Source organism: Tolypothrix bouteillei VB521301 (genome assembly GCF_000760695.4).
In the GTDB taxonomy this organism is placed as follows: Bacteria; Cyanobacteriota; Cyanobacteriia; order Cyanobacteriales; family Nostocaceae; genus Scytonema; species Scytonema bouteillei_A.
The window spans coordinates 1,693,095-1,712,259 of the sequence record NZ_JHEG04000001.1 but is presented as its reverse complement, the minus strand read 5'-3'; the positions used below and the strand labels follow the sequence as shown (position 1 = coordinate 1,712,259).

Sequence of the window (19,165 nt, the reverse complement as noted above, 5' to 3'; positions counted from 1 at the left end):
GCAATGTAGTATATATCAGCGCTTTGTTATTACATATAACTTTAGCAATACCAAAATATTGTACGGTATTCAATTCTTGCGGAAAATGTCACAAGCTTGCGAGAAGTTCAAGCTATAAGCGATCGCGATAAGCTTTTGGTGTCATCGCCATACGCTTGCGAAAGAGCGCAATGAAATGACTTGGGCTTTGAAAACCAATAGCATCACCAATTTCAGCAATAGACAATTGTTTCTCTGCTAGCAGTTTTTTGGCTCGCTCGATTCTGCAATTAATCACGTATTGATGTGGAGTAAAACCTGTAGATTGCTTAAACAAGCGAGCAAAATGATAGGAACTTATTTCCGCCACACTAGCAAGTTCTGCAAGTGTCAACTCGCGTTCAAGATTTTCGTTAATATACTCAAGTATTTTACAGAGCTTATACTTGGGTAAACCTCCGGTGTAAGATTCAATATTTTGCTTAAAGGTCGAGTGTTGCTGTAGGAGATGGCTTGCGAGTGCAGTAGCTAGAGATTCTCCGTAAAGACGCCCAGATAAACATCCAGACTCCAATTCTCCCTTAAGTGCCAACCCAATATTCTGAATTTGGGGACTTAAAACTCCCAAATTAGGTGCAATTTCAATTTGCTCTGTATAACCTAATTCCCCTGCTACTTGGGTAATAAGATTTGGTTGAAGGCGCAGTACCAAAAAATCACTATCCTCCAAACTAATACCTTTACACGACATACCCGGAGGAAGAATAGTGATTTCACCGCGTGTAAAGTTTTTGCTTAGAAGACGCCCGTCCCACATAATTTCCGCTTTTGTCATACCCTTAAAATGCAGGTTAATTATATAGTCAGATAATAATTGTGGAGGGAGCTCGTGAGCTGGCATTTGCCAGTATTCAACAAGAATATTGTTCCATCCTGCCTTCTCACTTGAAAGCATTGGTATTCCAAATTTATCCTTTGCCAGATGTGCATCTATATCCCGATCTGGTGGAACTTTACCTTCAGGCATTGTTATCGCTACTTAGTATAAACTTTTAGCCTAAAATTTGCACTTACAGACAACTTAGTGCAACACTATATGCATTTACCACCTAAATAATATCACTTATGTCAACAGTATGAGAAACAATTCTGTCTTTAAGTGATGACGTAATTTGTAGAGTCAAGAATAATAAAAAATAGAAATTAACTAACAGTTAGAGAATATGAATAGAATCTTGTTAACTTCTTTAGTATTTGTCTTTTTATTACTGTTGATTACTGCTCCCTTTGCTGCACTGGCTAGCTTAATGCTTTTTTTGCTAGCATCAGCTTTTTTAATGTTTATTTGGAATATCTTTTCAGCCATTATAGGTGACAGTTAATTGTAGATTAGGAATTGAACCTCTTACAACTTTTTAAAAAATTAAATGGCAGATCTATAGCAATCCTAAATAATTTGTAAAATCCTCTTTCTTCCTTTTGGGTTCACTACGCGTCTGCGTTTCATTTAAAAAAGTAAGTTTTACAATTCAAATAGGATTGCTACATAATATCTACAAACTCGTCATCAACTTCTCTAACTCCTGAGATAAATCAACTTTCGCCCGATCTAATTTTTCAAATAAAACCCCGGCAAGATAGTAATAATCCCCAGAATAAAAAGCCATTCCATGTTTGCGTAACTCTTCAATATGCTTCTTAACTTTTGGTTCAGAGCTATAGTAACCAAACTTTAAAGGCAAAACAAAAAATTTGCTAACAGAATAACCATTAGCTTTTGCATGATTAATTGTACTTTGTGGATTCGAGTAACTAGATACTAAAAGTAACACATTTTGGTAATCCAAAGATAAAAGATTATTTGTAACTGTTGCACCATCTATGCCACCAAATAACAAAGGCATATAAATATCTTGGTCTGGTGCAGGTAAATACGGAGGATTAGCTACTAAATATTCAGCTTCTGGTTGAGAAGACTCGAACAGACATGAGTTATGAATAATGTATTTCTGATTTAAATTATACTCATCTATGTATGAGTTAGCAGTTTTCCAAGCAGCAGAATTTAATTCAAATCCTTGTATTAAACCTTCAAATCTATTTCTTAAAAGAGAGTTAATAACAGGGCTACCATCCCCCGAACCAAATTCAACAATGCACTCTGATTCATTACAATTTCTCAGGACTAAGTTTTCCAAACAATTTGAATAGAAATTAGATTCCTCCGGGCAATAAAAGACTTCTTTCATTGGAGTTTCAACTTTCATAAATTTCTCGCATGAATTGAACGATTGTTTAGGAATGAGAACCTAGAGGATAGGCAATGCCCACCCCAATTAGGAAACGTACCAGCAACACTGGATTCACCATTAGTAATTAGCAATTAGCCCTTCAGGTATCTCAGGAGCGGAAACGCTGTGTGCAAGGCACATACTCCGTGTTGCCTTTCTCCTATGCCTGCAAGGGCTATACGCGATGCAAAGCTATACCCGCAGTGCTATACGCCAGTTGCCTACTACGGCGGGAAACCCGCCTACAGCACTGGACTCACCATTAGCCATCAGCAATTAGCCATCAGCCATTTTTCCGTATCGATCGCACAACAGCATTAGCAGCGCGATCGCCCATAAGCTTTTCTTGGTCGTAGCCAAGTACAAGTTGCCAAGCTTCATTGGGATACATTTCTGCTAGAGGCAAAGCGACATTATCCAACATCCAACGTCCGTGACGTTCGTCTTCCCGGATGTGCAATTCCCAATAGCCCATTGCTGCTTCCGAAAGCCCCAATCGTTGTGCTGCAGCAAGATAATTTTTGTAAGCCGCAGGTCCAGCTACCTCAAAATAGGTAAGACCACCGTTATATCGCAGGAAATAACGCTTGCATTCAGTCAGTAAGAAATTATTATTGTCGTTAGCAAGTACCTCCCAGGGAACCAAATCAAAATATCCTTCAGGTTCGGTATTCATCCCAAACTCATCTAACATTTGGGCAAAGAAAGTAGAGTGCTTGCGAGGAAAACGTCCATTTCCATATTCTTCTAGCAGCACCCTTATTAAAGTACATTGCACTTCATTAGCAGCACCGCCAAGAATTCGGGAAAGGCGACTACCTTCTACCAGACCGTCAAATGAACCAATAGCGAGTAAGTGACGGTAGCCCGCCTCGCTCATAGAATTGCGTATATAAAGGCTGTCTTCTGACAATTCGGGATCTAAGTCATAAGCAGAACGCTCAATGAGCGCTTGCTGAACACTTTTAACATCCAATTGTCTTAATGCTTTGACATCGATCTGTGATAGCTCCCACTCTTGCCAAGCTGATTCTATTTGGTCGCGTACCTTGTACAAATAAAAGGAGCGCTCATTTACGTAATGCCGCAAATCGTCATACCAAAACAAATTCAGACGATTAATACGGTAAAGGACTCGCTGAAGAAAGAGGTGAGCAGCATTATCACCTGCACCATTTTGGTAAGCAGCGCGAATTGCTACAGAGAGAGTACTTTCAAACTCACGCTTGAGTTCTGGCTTAGCCTCGAGTTTTCGATCCAAATCCTCTGTCGCAAGCAGCTCTACAAATTGCCGCTCCGCACGGTCATAATTTGTATTTATAATTTCCTCTATCTGCGTATTTTTTCTTTCAGCGTTTGCGATAGGGGACATAAGCAATTCAAAAGTAAAAAATCACAAGTAAAAATTGCCAACTCATATAGAACAAGTATTTTTTAATACTTGTCCCTAGTAGATTAAATGGGTAAAACTGATTTAATTTACTAGTCTGAGTTCGGCGCTAGATACTTATATAATTCCTATCAAGTAGCCTTAAATACATCTCCCCCAAGTGATAAAGAAAAGTTAAGCTTTCCACCCATGATTCATACTACAGACACATAGGGGAGTGGGGGATAAGGGAGACAAGGGAGAATTGAATAGTCCCCAATCGCCAATCCAAAATTTAAAATCCACGAGTCCCTTAAGGTGTGGTACTTGGAGTTGGAGTTGGATTCATAAGTTGACTTGGTACAAGCTTACTCGGTGGAAGTTGTTCTGTGGTAATCAGGGCTTCCATCACTGTCTTCACGATTGGTGCAGCAACAGTACTACCAAAGGCATGATTTCCTTTTGGCTCATCTACCAACGCCAACACTACATAACGCGGAGCTTCTACTGGCATGATACCTACAAAGCTAGTGATTTTAGCCCCGATGATGTATCCACCTGCAGCACTAGCTTTTTGTGCTGTACCTGTTTTACCAGCAATGCGGTATCCAGGAATTTGAGATGCTTTTCCTGTTCCATCATCAACTACAGTTTCCATCATTTCTACAACTTTGCGACTAGTCGCGTAGGAGAAAATTTGGCGGGGTGCTGGTCTTATGGGCGAATAGTGGACTTGTCCTTTACTATCGACAAGTGCTTTAACTACATGAGGCGCGACTAATTTACCGCCATTGGCTAAAGCACCATGCATTTGTACTAGCTGCAATGGTGTTAAAGAAAAGCCCTGACCGAAGGAAGTGGTTGCGGGTTCAACTGGCGTAGCCAGAAATTGTTCTTGACTTTTTAGCTGACTGTTGACTGCAAAAGGCAAATCTGTATCCACACTTTGCCCCAAGCCCAAACGTTCTAACCAACCGTAATAAACTGACGGTCGCAATCTTTGAATAATTTGCACCATTGCAATATTGCTAGAATTTTGCAAGACTTGAGCTATGTTCAGCCGCCCAAAACGTTTGTTTTCGGCATTTCTGATGACGCGATCGGCAACCTGAATGGACCCGTTATCGTTGAATGTGTCTTCAGGTTTAATTATTCCTTCTTCTAAGGCAATAGCTATATTTAAAGGTTTAAAGGTTGACCCTGGTTCGTACAGATCTGCTACCGTCCAGTTTTTAAACAGTGAAATATCTGCTTTGGAATATTCATTTGCATCATAACTGGGTTGGCTGACTAGGGCAAGTAGCGAACCATCCCAAGCATCCATAACAATAACCGCTCCCCGTTTTGCCTTATATTTTTTCATCTGCTCTTTTAGCGCAAAACGGGCTACTCTCTGCAAGCGGTTATCAAGAGTTAATTGCAATCGCAGGTCATCAAAATTGAGGAAACCCTCAGGAGCATAATCTGGCATGATTGCTCCGTTCCCTGCTCTACTCAAGCGCATGGTTTGAACGGAACGCTCTAGTAATTTTTCTTGACTGTATTCCACGCCTGCTTGACCCCGACGGTCAACGTTGACATATCCTACTACTTCTGAAACTAAATCTTGCTGTGGGTAGAATCGAGAATATTTTTGAATTAACTCAAGCCCGTTTAGATGAAGTGCAGTTAGGCGATCGGCAACTTCTTCTGGTAACGCAACGGCTAATGTAATGCCAGTTTTTTTGTTATCAAACTTGTTTTCTAACTCAGTTGCATCTTTATCTAATATGGAGGCAAGCTGTGCTGCCATTTCTTTGTTAGTTTTTGAAAACAGCTTGGGATGAGCATATAAAGTGTAGACAGGACGGTCAATTGCTAGTAAATCTCTGTTACGATCTACAACAGGACGACGAGGCATAAAAGGTCGTAAATTAACCATCTGTTGATTTCGGGCTTTTTCTGTTAGCTTTGGCCCCCGCACGATTTGTAATTGATACAAGTTAAAACCCATACCAATCCCAACACTAATAAGTAGACCCCACACAATCAACAATCGGTTTTTGGTATGAGTTGCTCCATCGATGGCGCGAGTTTCCACGCGTTCTGTTGGACGCACTAGCGGAACTTGCTCGTAGGTTTGTTCAATAAGTTTATTTTGTTTGTTTTGTGCAACTTGTTTTGAAACTCTTTGTCGTCGTTTGATAAACTCGGGTTTGGGAAAATTTCTAAATCTTGTTCTACTTGGTGGTGATTTTTGCATAAAAATTTGTATCGGTCACTAGTTACTGATTAATATCCTGTTGGATTTAAAGTTTCCTGTTGGATTTCAGAAATTGGTGTTTTGGAATCGGTGGATGGGGATGTTGAAGTCACAGGTGCAGGAGTTAAAAAAATCATGCGATCGGGAGTAGGTGATAGTAGTTTTTCTGGTTGTTTCTGTGCTTGTTTTGCCATGTTACTTTTTAGCACCCCGTTGGTTGTCATCAATTGTCGTTCTTGGCGTTGTAGGTTTTGTAGTTTGCGGTATGATTGGCTCCAAAGTTCCTGTGAGTAAACTGTTAATCCATAAACCGCAAGCATTACAATGACAAATAAAAATGCTGCTATAGATGAATAACGATGTACTGCGTACAGGCGTAACAACCAAAAAGGGACAGCCTGAGCGGATGGCATAACAGGAATATTTCTTACTTTTGGTTTATTTACCTCTGCCCTAGGAAAGGAAGTTTTTTGGGGACTGAAAGGGTTAATTGCTGTACGCTGCACTGGCGGCAAAGGATTTTGTGATGGGTGTCTTCTCTGTTTGGAAGACTCTGGTGGAGAAAAGGCAGACTCTGGAGTTGGGTTCGCTCTCAATTGCTTGGCGCGAAGGGCAACCTCTTGATGTGTGGAAAGTTTTCTTTGGTTTCTATTTGGGCGCTTTCTAGCACTTTTAACTGCAGATTGAGATAAGCTGCCCGTCGTAGAAACACCTAATTTTCGAGCGATAGACATAATTGGTTTGGATAAGAAATACTATAAGGCTATGCGATCGATTGCTGAGTGTTAAGTGTTAACAGTCAATGAATCAAGTAACACCCTACACTGAATCAACAGAATTCCGATAGGTAGCTGCACTAATCTTTGCATTCTCTCTAAAAACCGCTTCTGTGAAAGAAACGAGTTTTTTTGGCAATTTTTCGTAAAAATTTGATACCCTAATCATTGAGGCATCGCATTGCCTTAGTATGACAACCCCTGCCTCCACAGGCAAGAGTGTGCAAGAAATATATTTTTTGGTATCATGACTCGATTGGGAAGTTCATCTCCTATATTTTCTTGCCTTCTGCCTATCTCTATAGGAAGAATCGAACCCTTTTCTTTCAATGTGTATTCCAAAGTCACTTAAAAAAAATCAACAAATAGGGTATCGTATTCAACAGGCTAAATTCGTTCTTGCCGCAATTGGTGAAAGAGGAGTTATGAAAGTAAAAATCCTTAGTATTACCTTGATGTTAAGTCTCGCAGCAGTTCTCGGTGCGTGTGAAGGTGGTGGTAGCGGTGGTGGTGGTGGCACCGGTAGCGAAACATCTTCCCCTGCAGCTACTTCTACACCGGCTGCTGAACCTACCGATACTGGTGCAGCGACTCCTGCACCTACAGCTACGGGTAGCCCAACTGCTACTCCTAGCCCCTAAGTCGTTATCTCAAAACACCCAATTTATCAATTGAGATTGTTGCAGCGCTTCTCACGAAAATTAAGTAAGTCAACATTTTCAAATAACAACCAGGTGAATGGCTGTGTTTTGAGCAGGCATAAGACATTCGCTATCATTGTTGGCTAAATTTTCACGAGCCCGTGTGGTGCGTGCCATACCAGAGCGATCGATCTGGTACTACACTTTAACCTTACCAGGTTTATAAAGAAACCCGGCTTCACTTAGAAACCGGGTTTCTTAGTAGTTTCCGTGCTGTAAATCTTGGGTAAATATACACATTAAGATTGCCTGTAAGTTCATACTCTCTCAAATGGTTCTTGATTGTGAAGCGAATTACATTTATCGTTTTAAGCGTTAGCACTACCATTATGGTAGGGTTAATTAGCCATTGGGGGCAGTTGGTTATGGCATTACCACCCAAACAAGACGTACCGGAAGAAATTTTGCGGATGGAAATTATTACAGCTGCGCGATCGCCCCTCGATGGTAGTCTTGTCAGTGCTGCGGAGTATGCACAGTTACAGGAACGTCTTTCAGTAAGCCCCCCTCCAAAACTTGACCCCAAGATAAGAGAACAAGTTTTTTTATTACGGATACGTAAATTTTTACTTCAGATTTTCCCTTTTTTAGACATATAGTGAATCGGTGTTGGGCACAAAGTATACAGCATGGGTAATTGAGTCTTCCTTTCTCTGCCTTCCTTGTCCCTCGTGTCGCCCTTGTCTACCTTGTTCCCCTTACCACCATTGTCCCTAACTTCCAATCTGCGATCCCCAGCCCTCAATTCCCAGTTTCTTACTCAAGTACGATGATTACATCTACAAAATTTGCAAATAAATGTAAAGAATAGTAATAGAAGTTTTAAAAAGTCAGTTTACTTAGCCAATTTACTAAACGTAGGTAGCTCCATGTCTATAACCACAATAGCCCCGGAACAAGTTAACCGAATAGTTTGGAATCAGCATCACGACCCGTTTGAAGTACTAGGTGCTCATCTCATAGAAGAAAATGGCAAAAACAATCGTTGGGCTGTGCGAGCTTACCTACCCAATGCCAGTGCAGTGACCGTCATCCTTCCAGAAGAACGGAAGGAGTACCCAATGGAAACCGTTCACGATCCCCACTTCTTTGAATGCACCATAGAAACAAAAGAACTTGTTAACTACCAGTTTCGCGTTAAAGAAGGAGAACACGAGCGAGTCATCTACGATCCTTACGCTTTCCATTCTCCCAAGTTAACAGAGTTTGATTTGCACCTGTTTGGGGAAGGCAATCACCACCGAATTTACGAAAAACTGGGAGCACACCCAACTGAGGTCAATGGTGTCGCAGGTGTTTACTTTGCTGTTTGGGCTCCCAACGCTCGAAACGTATCAGTTATTGGAGATTTTAACAGTTGGGATGGTCGCAAACACCAAATGCGTAAAGGGCATACCGGTATTTGGGAACTATTTGTTCCTGGGTTAGGGGTAGGAGAACACTACAAATATGAAATTAAAAACATAGAAGGTCACATTTACGAAAAATCCGATCCCTACGGTTTTCAGCAAGAACCACGCCCCAAAACCGCATCCATTGTCTCAGATTTAGACGCTTACAGTTGGGGCGATGAAGACTGGCTGGAAAACCGCCGTCATAGCGATCCCCTAACTCAACCGATTTCTGTCTACGAAATGCATTTAGGGTCTTGGTTGCACGCCTCTAGTGGAGAACCCGCCAAACTCCCAAACGGGGAAACCGAGCCTGTCGTTACTGTATCAGAACTCAATCCCGGCGCACGCTTTTTAACATACCGAGAACTAGCAGAGCGGCTCATTCCCTACGTGAAAGAGTTGGGATACACCCACATTGAAATACTACCCGTTGCCGAACACCCATTTGATGGGTCTTGGGGCTATCAAGTAACCGGATATTACGCTCCCACCTCCCGTTATGGCAAACCAGAAGACTTTATGTATTTTGTTGACCAATGCCACAAAAACGGTATTGGCGTTATTGTCGATTGGGTTCCCGGTCATTTCCCCAAAGACGGTCATGGCTTGGCATTTTTTGATGGCACTCACCTTTACGAACACGCCGATCCTCGAAAAGGCGAACACAAAGAATGGGGAACATTGGTGTTCAACTACTCGCGCAACGAAGTCCGTAATTTCTTAGTTGCAAATGCCTTGTTCTGGTTTGATAAGTACCATATTGATGGCATTCGCGTTGATGCTGTTGCCTCTATGCTCTACCTCGATTACTGCCGTAAAGATGGAGAATGGGTTACCAACCAGTACGGTGGTAGAGAAAACCTAGAAGCAGCTGAGTTCTTGCGTCAAGTCAATCACATCATCTTTAGCTATTTCCCAGGAATTGTCTCAATTGCTGAAGAATCTACTGCATGGCCTATGGTATCTTGGCCAACATACACTGGAGGATTGGGCTTTAACTTAAAATGGAATATGGGTTGGATGCACGATATGCTGGACTACTTCAGCATGGACCCTTGGTTCCGCCAGTTCCATCAAAACAACATCACCTTCAGTATGTGGTATCACCACAGTGAAAACTATATGTTGGCGCTGTCTCACGATGAGGTGGTACACGGTAAGAGCAATATCATTGGTAAAATGCCTGGGGATAGATGGCAAAAATTTGCCAACGTAAGGTGTTTGTTCGCCTATATGTTTACTCACCCCGGTAAGAAAACCATGTTTATGAGCATGGAGTTTGGACAGTGGAGTGAGTGGAATGTCTGGAGTGACTTAGAATGGCGCTTATTCCAGCATGAACCGCACCAACAACTCAAAGAGTTTTTTAAAGACCTCAACCATCTCTATCGTTCTGAACCAGCTTTATACACTCAAGATTTTGCAAAAGAAGGGTTTGAATGGATTGACTGTAGCGACAACCGTCACAGTGTAGTTTCCTTTATCCGTAGAGATAAAGACTCCGATAATTTTGTTGTTACGGTTTGTAACTTTACACCTCAACCTCACTCTCATTACCGTATTGGTGTTCCAGAAATAGGTTTCTACACTGAGTTATTCAACAGCGATGCTCGTCAATACGGTGGTAGCAATATGGGTAATTTAGGTGGTAAGTGGACGGATAATTGGTCATTCCACAACCGCCCGTATTCCTTGGATTTGTGTTTGCCACCTTTGGGAGTCTTGGTTCTTAAGTTAGATAAAGAGAAGACAGCAGAAGCGTTGGCTAATTCGTAGAATTCTTGTAGTGCGGGCAGAAAAGCCCGCCATTGCTGTTCTCTTCTCCATTCCACAAGATAAATAGTTAATTAATTATCTTGGAAACTGATAACAAAAATGCTGGGCGCAAAAAAACTTGTTTTTTGCGTCCAGCATTTCTCTGTTAGAAAAGCTGGTTTCTCTCAGGTCTATAGCTATAGATAAAGATAAGTTCAGTTGCTATTGAAAGAGCAGATAACAAATCTTTTTGTTGTTATGTACTCTTTAAATAGGAGCAGATAAATGTCAGATAAGAGAGTCACAAGTAAAATCTCCTAACAGCCGTGAAAATGTTTAACTTTTCATTACTGAGTTTTACAGACTGCATGACTTTTTCACTTCTTTCTTTAGATAGATAAGCAAATATACTTAATATTCTCTTTACATTTTCTCCTTTAGCTGAACCCATGATAAGCCTCTTGTTACAAGCGGAAGTCTGTGGAATAATTACGAGCGCGATCGTTCCGATTGATGCATAGTAATCTTTATCGTGCTTACGTTTGGAGTCAAAAACGGTACAATAGTACTGAAAAAAATGAATTGACTTAAAAAAATTGTTTTTTTTACAAAATTTAATTTACTTAGGAGATCGAAACAGTGAGTAATTTGAAATCATATTATGATTCTAAAGGCATTATAACCCCTACCGATCTACAGCCAAGAGAAATTGAGTTATATGAAAGTCTTTCGGAAGAGAATTCAATCTTATCTAAAGCCAATGAAGCATTAAATCAACAATTTGAATCGACGAAACAAGAGCTAGTTGAAAAAGAGAAGAAGCTAAAGTCACGCACAATAAAAGATTACGGCATTGTCATAGCGTCAGGCATGCTAGGCTTAGGTGTTTTATTTGGAACAATGTTCGTACAAGAAAGTCAAAGAAATCAAGAATTGCTTCGACAAATAGATACTTTAAAAGCAAGTGAAGTTATTCAAGAAAATAACCAATTAAAAAATAAAATAGAAACACTAGAAAATCAAGTAGAAGCCTTAAATCAACAAAAAAGAGATGAAGATTTAAAATTTTACTTAATAGTTTTAGGCAGTGGTTGTATAGGAATATTAATGGGGATTTCTGGTACGTTTTTATTGATATATTTGAAAAAATAATTCAAAATTAATTTTAAGCGGCTGTAGAGACTTTTTATCATCTCGTTCCCAAGCTCTGCTTCATCGTGACTGGAAATATAATCTGGGACCATTCAAATTTGACCGTGTACAATATATGTCTCAATTGTGCAATCAGAGCTAATAAAGTGATGAAGCGAATAGTTATAGCAACGCTTTTCAGCCATGACCGGGGAACTTCTTTGGGTTTTAGTCCATGTAAGTGGGCAACATTTATGTAGCTACAGACTCCCAGTCTGTAGGGCTTTTGATAAATTGGTAAAGGTATTGCCCTACAGACAAAATTTCATGCAGACTGAAATAAAAGAATTTCTAGGTGTAACCCTAAGTGTCATTATTGACCGTCCACTTGGTACCAGACATCCTCAATATCAGTATATTTACCCCATCAACTATGGCTACATTCCCGGTACACGTTCCCCAGATGGTCAAGAAATCGATGCCTACATTTTGGGAGTATTCGAGCCTTTAAGCCAGTTTGAAGGTGAATGTATTGCCATTATTCATCGCATCAATGATGAGGATGATAAGCTGATTGTTGTACCCCAAGGGAAAAACTATAGTAACGAGCAAATTCTAGCTTTGACAGAGTTTCAAGAGCGTTTTTTTGTATCGATTATTATACGAATGTACAAGCTCACGTTGAAGTCATACGGCGTACCGAACAAAAATTTCAAGTGCTTCCCAAACGCCCTTGTAGTGGAAAGAACATTTGGGTGGTTTAATCAGTACCATCGTCGAGCGCAAAGATTATGAGCGTCTTCCCGAAATGAGCGAAGCAGCCATATATGCTGTTATGACTAGAATTACGCTACGTCGTCTTGTCTCCTTTAGATTTACTTTATAAATAGTCTCTTATTGATGGGTGGGGGAATCTAAATATGAAATCCTGTCTCCCTTGATTCCACCAGCTAAAGAGGGAGGGTATCCACGCACAACAGATATGCGTGAAATATGCAATGCTACAGGCAAAACCTTTTGTTTTTCGTGCAGAGGCTAGAAGCATTCGCGCCTTTCATCGAATGAGTGTCTGCAATCTTCATTGCTGCATCAAAGTCTCGTAGTAGTACAGTTGCTTGGGGAGGTGGGCTTTAGCCCTACCTACAGTATCTAATTTTTAACTCTTAAAATTTTTTCCAAAAAAATATCAGTTGATCGATAAAAATACTGTAGTATTTAGAAAAATGAACTAACAACGCTGTTCAAACAAGATTGTTGACACAATAATTCCTGAATGAGCAGCTTGATAAAGTTCAGATTTAAGGTGATACGATTCGTTTCGTTCTTCTCGAAAGCTATCTAAACACTCCCATATTTAAAATGAGGATGACACATGCTTAAGGTAATCGCGTGTGCCGGGATACTCCTTGTGATTGGAGATTTCCTTTCAACTTTCTGCTATCACATACCGGAACATATTTTTGGTTGGCTTCATTTGCAAACTCACCACTCCTACAAAAAGCACTTTCGTCATTACGCGATTCTGACGCTCAATCCCCTAGTTCTGTTGGATGGTATATTGGGCGCATTGCCGTATTTCCTAATAGCAGTTGTTTTGTGGTACTTTTCCCCGATTGGTGTTGTATGCGGATTGCTAGTTGGTCAATTTCATGTATGGTGGAGGCATACAAGTATCTTGAATTGGCAAACGCCAAAATCATTGGAGCTTGTTTGTCAAATTCTTTTCATTACAACTCCAGAAAGACATTGGCAACACCATCATAAAACTCACGAAGCTTACGGTGATATCTTTACATTCTTTGAACAACCAGCTAAGAGTTGGTTACGCTTGTTACGCTTGTTAAGAATTCGCTTTCCCCAATTACGATCGCAAAACCTGTTAAAGAATTTGGGATAGAAACTTGCGAGTGCGATCGTGCTGGGGGTTTTGAAAAAATGCATCTGGAGTTGCTTCCTCAACAACTAAACCACCATCCATTAAAACCACTCGGTCAGCAACTTCACGTGCAAAACCCACTTCATGGGTAACAACAACCATAGTCATACCATCAGCAGCAAGAGTTTTGATAACGTCCAAAACTTCTCGCACCATCTCTGGATCTAATGCTGAAGTAGGCTCATCAAAAAGCATAATCTTGGGTTGCATGGCTAGAGATCTAGCAATCGCAACCCTTTGTTGCTGTCCTCCAGATAATTGCCCTGGATACTTTTGTGCTTGTTCCAAAATCCCCACTCGTTCTAATAACTGCATAGCGACTTCTTCAGCTTTAACCTTTGACCATTTCCGTACCCATATTGGTGCCAAAGTAATATTTTGCAAGACTGTTAGGTGAGGAAACAAATTGAATTGTTGAAACACCATGCCTACTTCTTGACGAATTGCTTCAATATTTCGCAAATCATTTGTGAGAGCAATACCATCAATTTCAATTCGTCCCTGCTGGTATTCTTCTAAAGCATTAAAGGTACGAATAAAAGTTGACTTACCTGAACCCGAAGGTCCCATCAGTACAACAACCTCTCCCCGATTTACTGTTAGGCTGACGCCTCGTAAAACGTGGAACTTTCCATACCACTTTTGAACATCTTCGGCAATAATAATTTCTTGGTTTGTCATTTGTTATTGTTCCTTATCTCCCTTGTCTCCCTTATCCCCCTTGTCTCCCTTATCCCCCTTGTCCCCTTACCGATGTTCCAAGCGCCGGGAAGCTAAGGACATGGAATAACAAAAAATCCAGTAGATAACTCCAATAAACAAATAAACTTCTGCATAGCGATCGAGGAACTGGGGTTGAGCGAGAATAGAACGAGCAATCCCTGTTAATTCTAATAATCCAACAATTGCTAACAGGGAAGTATCTTTAAATAAACCAATGAATTGTCCAACAAGGGCTGGAATAACAGCACGCAGTGCTTGAGGGAGAACTATCAGTAACATAGTTAATGGAGTATTTAACCCTAACGATCTCGCTGCTTCAAATTGTCCGCGTGGAATTGATTGAAGCCCACCCCGTACATTTTCTGCTAGATAAGCAGCACTAAACAAGGTTAAGCCAGCCATTCCGCGCAGCACTCTATCTAAACGAATTTCTGGAGGTAGAAATAAGGGTATCATCACTTGAGCTAGGAACAAAATTCCAATCAGTGGTAATCCTCGAATAAGTTCAATATATAGAATGCTAAACCAACGCACGAAAAATAGCTGACTTTGACGCCCTAACGCTAATAATATCCCTAAGGGAAAAGATATAACTATGCTGACAGCTGCCGTAAGTAAAGTCAGCAGCAAACCATTCCACAAACCGCTTTCTACAGGCTGCAGTCCCAAACCGCCCCCAATTAAGCACAGAATTATTGGGAAAGACACAGCCCACCCAAGAGGTAACCACGTATTAAACCTGCTAGGAAACCGTTTTGCGATCGCTCCCCAAGATACACCAGCCAGACCGAGAATAATCACCAACGCCAGCCAAAGTCGCCAATAGAGTTCTTGAGGAAAACGACCAACAAAAAATAGAGAGAAATTAGCTTGTATAACCGCCCATTTTGCTTGAGTGAATACCCACCTCAAGATACTTTTGATTATCCATACAAGAAACCACAGGCAAACAACAGTTAGAATACTGTTGTACCAGTTGTTGAACAAATTCTTTCGCAGCCATTGCCAGATTGTTGGATTTTGGTTTTTTAAAAGGCTCATCGCTCCTTCAATTGCACCTTACGGTTAAAGAAATTCATTATCAGGGAAATAATGAGGCTCATTGTGAGATAAGTTACCATGATTAAAAGCATAACTTCCACTGCTCTACCTGTTTGGTTAAAAGTTGTAGAAGCAACAAAGTAAATATCCGCGTAGCCAATTGCGATCGCCAAACTAGAGTTTTTGGCTATATTTAAGTACTGACTTGTCAGTGGTGGTATAATCAGCCGCAAAGCTTGAGGAAAAATTACCAACCGCATAACCAAGCTCGGTTTTAAACCCAACGATCTTGCTGCTTCCCATTGTCCTTTTGGTACCGAGAGAATTCCGGCTCTGACAATTTCTGCTATAAACGCAGCAGAATAAAGTGTTAATCCCAAAATCAAAGCGGATAATTCTGGAGAAAAATGTATTCCAAAAGGTAGTGCGATCCCTTGGTTGCTGATGTTTAGCAAACCAAACAAAGAAATTTGAGTTTCAGTTTTTGGCAAGCTGAGAAAAACAGCAAAATACCAGAAGAACAATTGTAAAAGTAGGGGAGTGTTGCGTAAAATTTCTACATAGACAAGAGCTAGCTTTCGTACCAACCAATTATCTGATAGCCTTCCTACCCCTACGGTTATACCTACAATTGTTGCTGCAATAATACCAATAATGACAACTCGTAAAGAATTTAGCAATCCAACCAGTAGAGCACGACTGTAGGAGTCAGAAGGCTGGTAAGAAATTGGAGTTTCACCAATATCAAAAGAAGCTTGTGACTGTAAGAAATCAAACCCTAATTGAATGCCCAACCTTTGTAAGTTGTAAGTCAAATTGTGCCAAAGTATTGCAACTACAATGGCAATTGTGAATACGGCTACTAACTGACCGGCAATGGGCCAAAATCGTTTATCGCGCCAAAATGGAGTCATGGTGATTGCTAATAGCTAATGGCTAATGGCTAATGGCTAATGGTTAATGGCTAATGGCTGATTGCTAATTGCTAATTGTTTATTCTTGTTGTACTAATAGCTATTCACTATTTAGCTACTGGCCCTCCCTTGTATCTTAGGAGCGTCTCCGCTCCGCGATGCCAAGCTATGCCGCACGGCTATACACTAGTCTCCGGGGCGCAGGAAACCCGCTTACTGTCTCTGAATTCACAATTAGCCATTAGCCATTAGCTATTAGCCATTAGCTATTAGCTAAATAATTAACGAAATGGAGGTGCATAGAGAATACCGCCTTGGTTCCAAAGTTTGTTTGGACCTCTATCTAATTTTAATTCAGAATTCTTGCCTAAATTACGCTCGTAAACTTCTCCATAGTTACCTACATGCTTAACAATACGTGTCACAAAATCATTTGTTAAACCAGCCCCTTTACCAAGATCGCCTTCTGTACCTAGCAAACGCTTTACTTCTGGGTTGGTGCTAGTCGCTAGTTGGCTAACATTTTGAGAATTAACTCCTAACTCCTCCGCATTAATTAAAGCAAATACAGTCCATTTCACAACATCAGACCACTTGGAATCCCCATTCACAACAGCCGGTGCTAAGGGTTCTTTAGACATAACGATATCTAAAACAACGTGGTCGTTTGGGTTTTTCATAATAGCGCGGCGAGAAACCAACCCAGAACGATCCGCAGTCACAGCTTCGCAACGACCTTGCTCATAAGCAGCAAAGGCTGTGTTAACGTCTTCAAAGACAAGAGGCTTATAGTTAACGCCTCTCTGACGCATTTGATCGGATAGGTTCTGTTCGTTGGTCGTTCCTGTTTGAGTGCAGATAGATTTTCCTTTGAGTTCTTCTAGTTTTTTAACGTTACTACTTTTTTTCACCATGATTCCTTGACCGTCGTAAAAAACAACGGGTGCGAATTCCAACCCAACAGAGGTATCTCGGCTAATTGTCCATGTTGTGTTGCGGCTGAGGATATCTACTTCACCAGTTTGTAAAGCGGTAAAGCGTTCTTTGGTGTTTAAGTTGCGGAACTCTACTTTTTTTGGATCGTCAAAAAGTGCGGCGGCGATCGCACGACATACATCTACATCTATTCCAGCATATTCGCCATTAGGTTTGACATAACTAAAACCCGGTAATCCTCCACTAACACCACATATCAACTTTCCACGATTTTTAATTGTCTCTAATCGGCTTGCACTATTTCCTCCTGATGCTCCAGCACAGGCATTAAGTGATAGAACTAGGGGTAAGGTAGCTAATAGTAATAACCGCCAATTACGCATTCTCATTTTCCTTATCTATACAAATGCAGAACTTAAAATCTATGGTTTTTGTAATCCTTCAACTGCTACCCGATTGAATATTAGAAGACCGATCGGTTGGACGAGCAATTTCATACAAATCTCGAGTATGACTGTACCAGTTTCCCGACAAACGTCCAATTGCGTGTAGTTTAGACACATCTATTGTGTTTTGCGGAGTTAGTAGATCGTCACGAATGTGCCACAGGAGTGCTTCAGCAATAATTAAACCAGACTGACTGCCTTCGTTTCCAACGTATACCACTTGCTTGAGCTGACACTCTATATTAATGGGTGACTCAGCGACTCGGGGCGGACGCACCTTTACTGAGGGAATTGGTGTGAGCCCCGCCTCTTTGAACTCATCTACCTCTGGTGGAAATTCCGCACTGGAAATGTTCATTTGTTGCTCTACTTCTTCAACAACGACATTAATCACCAATTCCCCAGACGACTCTGCATTGACCAATGTGTCCTTTTTTCCCACACCACGTCGGTGACCGCAAGAAATAGCCAAAGTTGGTGGATTGGCTGTTACGCCCATGAAGAAACTGAAAGGCGCAAGGTTGTATGTACCATCTCTAGCAACAGTAGAAACCCACGCGATCGGTCGGGGAACAACTGAGCCAATAAGTAATTGATAACCTGTTCTTGGATCGATTTGAGATGGGTCTATAATCATTGACGTTTTCCTTTAAGCAGTTATAAATTCACGAGAAATAGAGCATTTCTACAGAAAATTATCGGTTTTGATGACCAAAAGAAGAAGCAAGAATAACTTATAATCTTACGTTAATATATAGCGTGCTAAATTCTTGACTTCTTAAAGAACTTAGGAATTCGAGCAAGTATAGCAATCCTATTTGAGATCCGAACAAGGGGGACAAGGGAGACAAGGGAGAGGTGATTGTAACTCCTACACGGACTGCTATATATTGGCATACAAGATAGTAATCCCATAAGTTTAGAGTCTTTTAAGAACAAGAAATCGCTATGCTCAGTTTTGCCAATTCTTCTTAAGCAGCAACAGCCAATTCCAGAAGCGATCGCTTGGATTACCGATTGCAAAGTTAGGTAGGCTGAGCTACAAACACCGCGCAAGTCAAGCAAAAATCTCGCGCTCGGTTAATGGAAGAGAAGTTTTAAAGAAGCTATCAGTGTGGACATTAGGGGTAATTAGCCTTTGCCTGAGATTGACAGAAGTTTTCAAAATCCAGAGCCCACTGTTCTCTTGTGGTATGAGAGTTCCCACCAATAGTGATGAGAGGGTGAGCGAGAACATCACCTACCAGATATAGTTTATCGATCTGAAATTGCTGTAATGTCAATTAATTATTTAATCAAACATGATATCAAGCATCTCTTGATTTTTCTAGTAATATGTGCGATATCTTAACAAATTTATAATACGATAATTTTATCGATTTATCGTACAATTACTAAAAACGATAAAACTTTGTTTTTTCCTGATTGCTAATAGTCACATTAGCCCTCCCTTGTATCACAGTAGCGGAGACGCTACGCAATGCGAAGCTATGCCCGCAAGGGCTATACGCCAGTCCCTAGGGCGCGGGAA

At 40.8% G+C, this 19,165-nt stretch carries 15 protein-coding genes and 2 pseudogenes; 7 read left to right on the top strand and 10 right to left on the bottom strand.

Going from position 1 to position 19,165, the window contains the following annotated elements:
* Positions 1 to 112: 112 nt before the first annotated feature.
* The 5 genes from HC643_RS06895 to HC643_RS06870 form a co-directional block, all read right to left on the bottom strand.
* Complete coding sequence (locus HC643_RS06895) at positions 113 to 1,006, bottom strand: helix-turn-helix domain-containing protein (protein WP_038090522.1); 894 nt, start codon at positions 1,004 to 1,006, stop codon at positions 113 to 115.
* A gap of 526 nt (positions 1,007 to 1,532) precedes the next feature.
* A complete protein-coding gene (locus HC643_RS06885) occupies positions 1,533 to 2,228 on the bottom strand; it encodes a class I SAM-dependent methyltransferase (protein ID WP_038090637.1) in 696 nt (231 codons plus the stop codon).
* A 325-nt stretch (positions 2,229 to 2,553) separates the two neighbouring features.
* Positions 2,554 to 3,642, bottom strand: a complete 1,089-nt coding sequence (locus HC643_RS06880; protein ID WP_137986464.1) for an iron-containing redox enzyme family protein — start codon at positions 3,640 to 3,642, stop codon at positions 2,554 to 2,556.
* Between the two features lie 310 nt (positions 3,643 to 3,952).
* A complete protein-coding gene (locus HC643_RS06875; protein WP_038088276.1) occupies positions 3,953 to 5,881 on the bottom strand; it encodes a peptidoglycan D,D-transpeptidase FtsI family protein in 1,929 nt (642 codons plus the stop codon).
* A 29-nt stretch (positions 5,882 to 5,910) separates the two neighbouring features.
* Positions 5,911 to 6,615, bottom strand: coding sequence for a hypothetical protein (locus HC643_RS06870; RefSeq protein WP_038088278.1), 705 nt, complete (start codon positions 6,613 to 6,615; stop codon positions 5,911 to 5,913).
* Between the two features lie 467 nt (positions 6,616 to 7,082).
* Between HC643_RS06870 and HC643_RS06865 the strand changes: the two genes are divergently transcribed.
* The 7 genes and pseudogenes from HC643_RS06865 to HC643_RS06830 all read left to right on the top strand — a co-directional run bounded on the left by HC643_RS06865 (position 7,083) and on the right by HC643_RS06830 (position 13,535).
* Complete coding sequence (locus HC643_RS06865) at positions 7,083 to 7,298, top strand: hypothetical protein (RefSeq protein ID WP_038088488.1); 216 nt, start codon at positions 7,083 to 7,085, stop codon at positions 7,296 to 7,298.
* Between the two features lie 389 nt (positions 7,299 to 7,687).
* Positions 7,688 to 7,957 (top strand): hypothetical protein, encoded by a 270-nt coding sequence (locus HC643_RS06860; protein ID WP_050046336.1) that lies wholly within the window; start codon positions 7,688 to 7,690, stop codon positions 7,955 to 7,957.
* A gap of 270 nt (positions 7,958 to 8,227) precedes the next feature.
* A complete protein-coding gene (gene glgB, locus HC643_RS06855) occupies positions 8,228 to 10,528 on the top strand; it encodes a 1,4-alpha-glucan branching enzyme (RefSeq protein ID WP_202048594.1) in 2,301 nt (766 codons plus the stop codon).
* A gap of 618 nt (positions 10,529 to 11,146) precedes the next feature.
* Positions 11,147 to 11,659 (top strand): hypothetical protein, encoded by a 513-nt coding sequence (locus HC643_RS06850; protein ID WP_050046337.1) that lies wholly within the window; start codon positions 11,147 to 11,149, stop codon positions 11,657 to 11,659.
* Between the two features lie 183 nt (positions 11,660 to 11,842).
* Positions 11,843 to 12,271: pseudogene (locus HC643_RS06845) on the top strand (inorganic diphosphatase); the annotation flags it as partial.
* Between the two features lie 35 nt (positions 12,272 to 12,306).
* A pseudogene (locus HC643_RS06840) lies at positions 12,307 to 12,524 on the top strand (transposase); the annotation flags it as partial.
* Between the two features lie 486 nt (positions 12,525 to 13,010).
* Positions 13,011 to 13,535 carry a sterol desaturase family protein gene (locus tag HC643_RS06830; protein ID WP_038088287.1) on the top strand — a complete coding sequence of 175 codons (525 nt, stop codon included), beginning with the start codon at positions 13,011 to 13,013 and terminating at the stop codon, positions 13,533 to 13,535.
* Here the strand turns inward: HC643_RS06830 and HC643_RS06825 are convergent.
* From HC643_RS06825 to HC643_RS06805, 5 genes are all read right to left on the bottom strand, one after another.
* Positions 13,518 to 14,255, bottom strand: a complete 738-nt coding sequence (locus HC643_RS06825) for an amino acid ABC transporter ATP-binding protein (protein ID WP_038088290.1) — start codon at positions 14,253 to 14,255, stop codon at positions 13,518 to 13,520. The genes HC643_RS06830 and HC643_RS06825 overlap by 18 nt on opposite strands.
* Before the next feature lie 66 nt (positions 14,256 to 14,321).
* The gene (locus HC643_RS06820; RefSeq protein WP_038088293.1) at positions 14,322 to 15,338 is read right to left on the bottom strand and encodes an amino acid ABC transporter permease; all 1,017 of its coding nucleotides are present in this window, start codon (positions 15,336 to 15,338) and stop codon (positions 14,322 to 14,324) included.
* Complete coding sequence (locus tag HC643_RS06815; protein WP_038088296.1) at positions 15,335 to 16,252, bottom strand: amino acid ABC transporter permease; 918 nt, start codon at positions 16,250 to 16,252, stop codon at positions 15,335 to 15,337. Before HC643_RS06815 ends, HC643_RS06820 begins: the two co-directional genes overlap by 4 nt.
* 281 nt (positions 16,253 to 16,533) lie before the next feature.
* Positions 16,534 to 17,571 (bottom strand): amino acid ABC transporter substrate-binding protein, encoded by a 1,038-nt coding sequence (locus tag HC643_RS06810; protein WP_408019780.1) that lies wholly within the window; start codon positions 17,569 to 17,571, stop codon positions 16,534 to 16,536.
* Between the two features lie 58 nt (positions 17,572 to 17,629).
* Positions 17,630 to 18,271: a flavin reductase family protein gene (locus tag HC643_RS06805; protein ID WP_038088302.1), complete on the bottom strand. Its 642-nt coding sequence runs from the start codon at positions 18,269 to 18,271 to the stop codon at positions 17,630 to 17,632.
* Between the last annotated feature and the right edge of the window lie 894 nt (positions 18,272 to 19,165).

Coding starts and splice junctions, on each gene's coding strand:
- HC643_RS06805 (WP_038088302.1), bottom strand. CDS start 18,271: ATGATTATAGACCCATCTCAAATCGATCCAAGAACAGGTTATCAATTA.
- HC643_RS06810 (WP_408019780.1), bottom strand. CDS start 17,571: ATGCGTAATTGGCGGTTATTACTATTAGCTACCTTACCCCTAGTTCTA.
- HC643_RS06815 (WP_038088296.1), bottom strand. CDS start 16,252: ATGACTCCATTTTGGCGCGATAAACGATTTTGGCCCATTGCCGGTCAG.
- HC643_RS06860 (WP_050046336.1), top strand. CDS start 7,688: ATGGTAGGGTTAATTAGCCATTGGGGGCAGTTGGTTATGGCATTACCA.
- glgB (WP_202048594.1), top strand. CDS start 8,228: ATGTCTATAACCACAATAGCCCCGGAACAAGTTAACCGAATAGTTTGG.
- HC643_RS06885 (WP_038090637.1), bottom strand. CDS start 2,228: ATGAAAGAAGTCTTTTATTGCCCGGAGGAATCTAATTTCTATTCAAAT.
- HC643_RS06880 (WP_137986464.1), bottom strand. CDS start 3,642: ATGTCCCCTATCGCAAACGCTGAAAGAAAAAATACGCAGATAGAGGAA.
- HC643_RS06820 (WP_038088293.1), bottom strand. CDS start 15,338: ATGAGCCTTTTAAAAAACCAAAATCCAACAATCTGGCAATGGCTGCGA.
- HC643_RS06830 (WP_038088287.1), top strand. CDS start 13,011: ATGCTTAAGGTAATCGCGTGTGCCGGGATACTCCTTGTGATTGGAGAT.
- HC643_RS06895 (WP_038090522.1), bottom strand. CDS start 1,006: ATGCCTGAAGGTAAAGTTCCACCAGATCGGGATATAGATGCACATCTG.
- HC643_RS06870 (WP_038088278.1), bottom strand. CDS start 6,615: ATGTCTATCGCTCGAAAATTAGGTGTTTCTACGACGGGCAGCTTATCT.
- HC643_RS06825 (WP_038088290.1), bottom strand. CDS start 14,255: ATGACAAACCAAGAAATTATTATTGCCGAAGATGTTCAAAAGTGGTAT.
- HC643_RS06865 (WP_038088488.1), top strand. CDS start 7,083: ATGAAAGTAAAAATCCTTAGTATTACCTTGATGTTAAGTCTCGCAGCA.
- HC643_RS06875 (WP_038088276.1), bottom strand. CDS start 5,881: ATGCAAAAATCACCACCAAGTAGAACAAGATTTAGAAATTTTCCCAAA.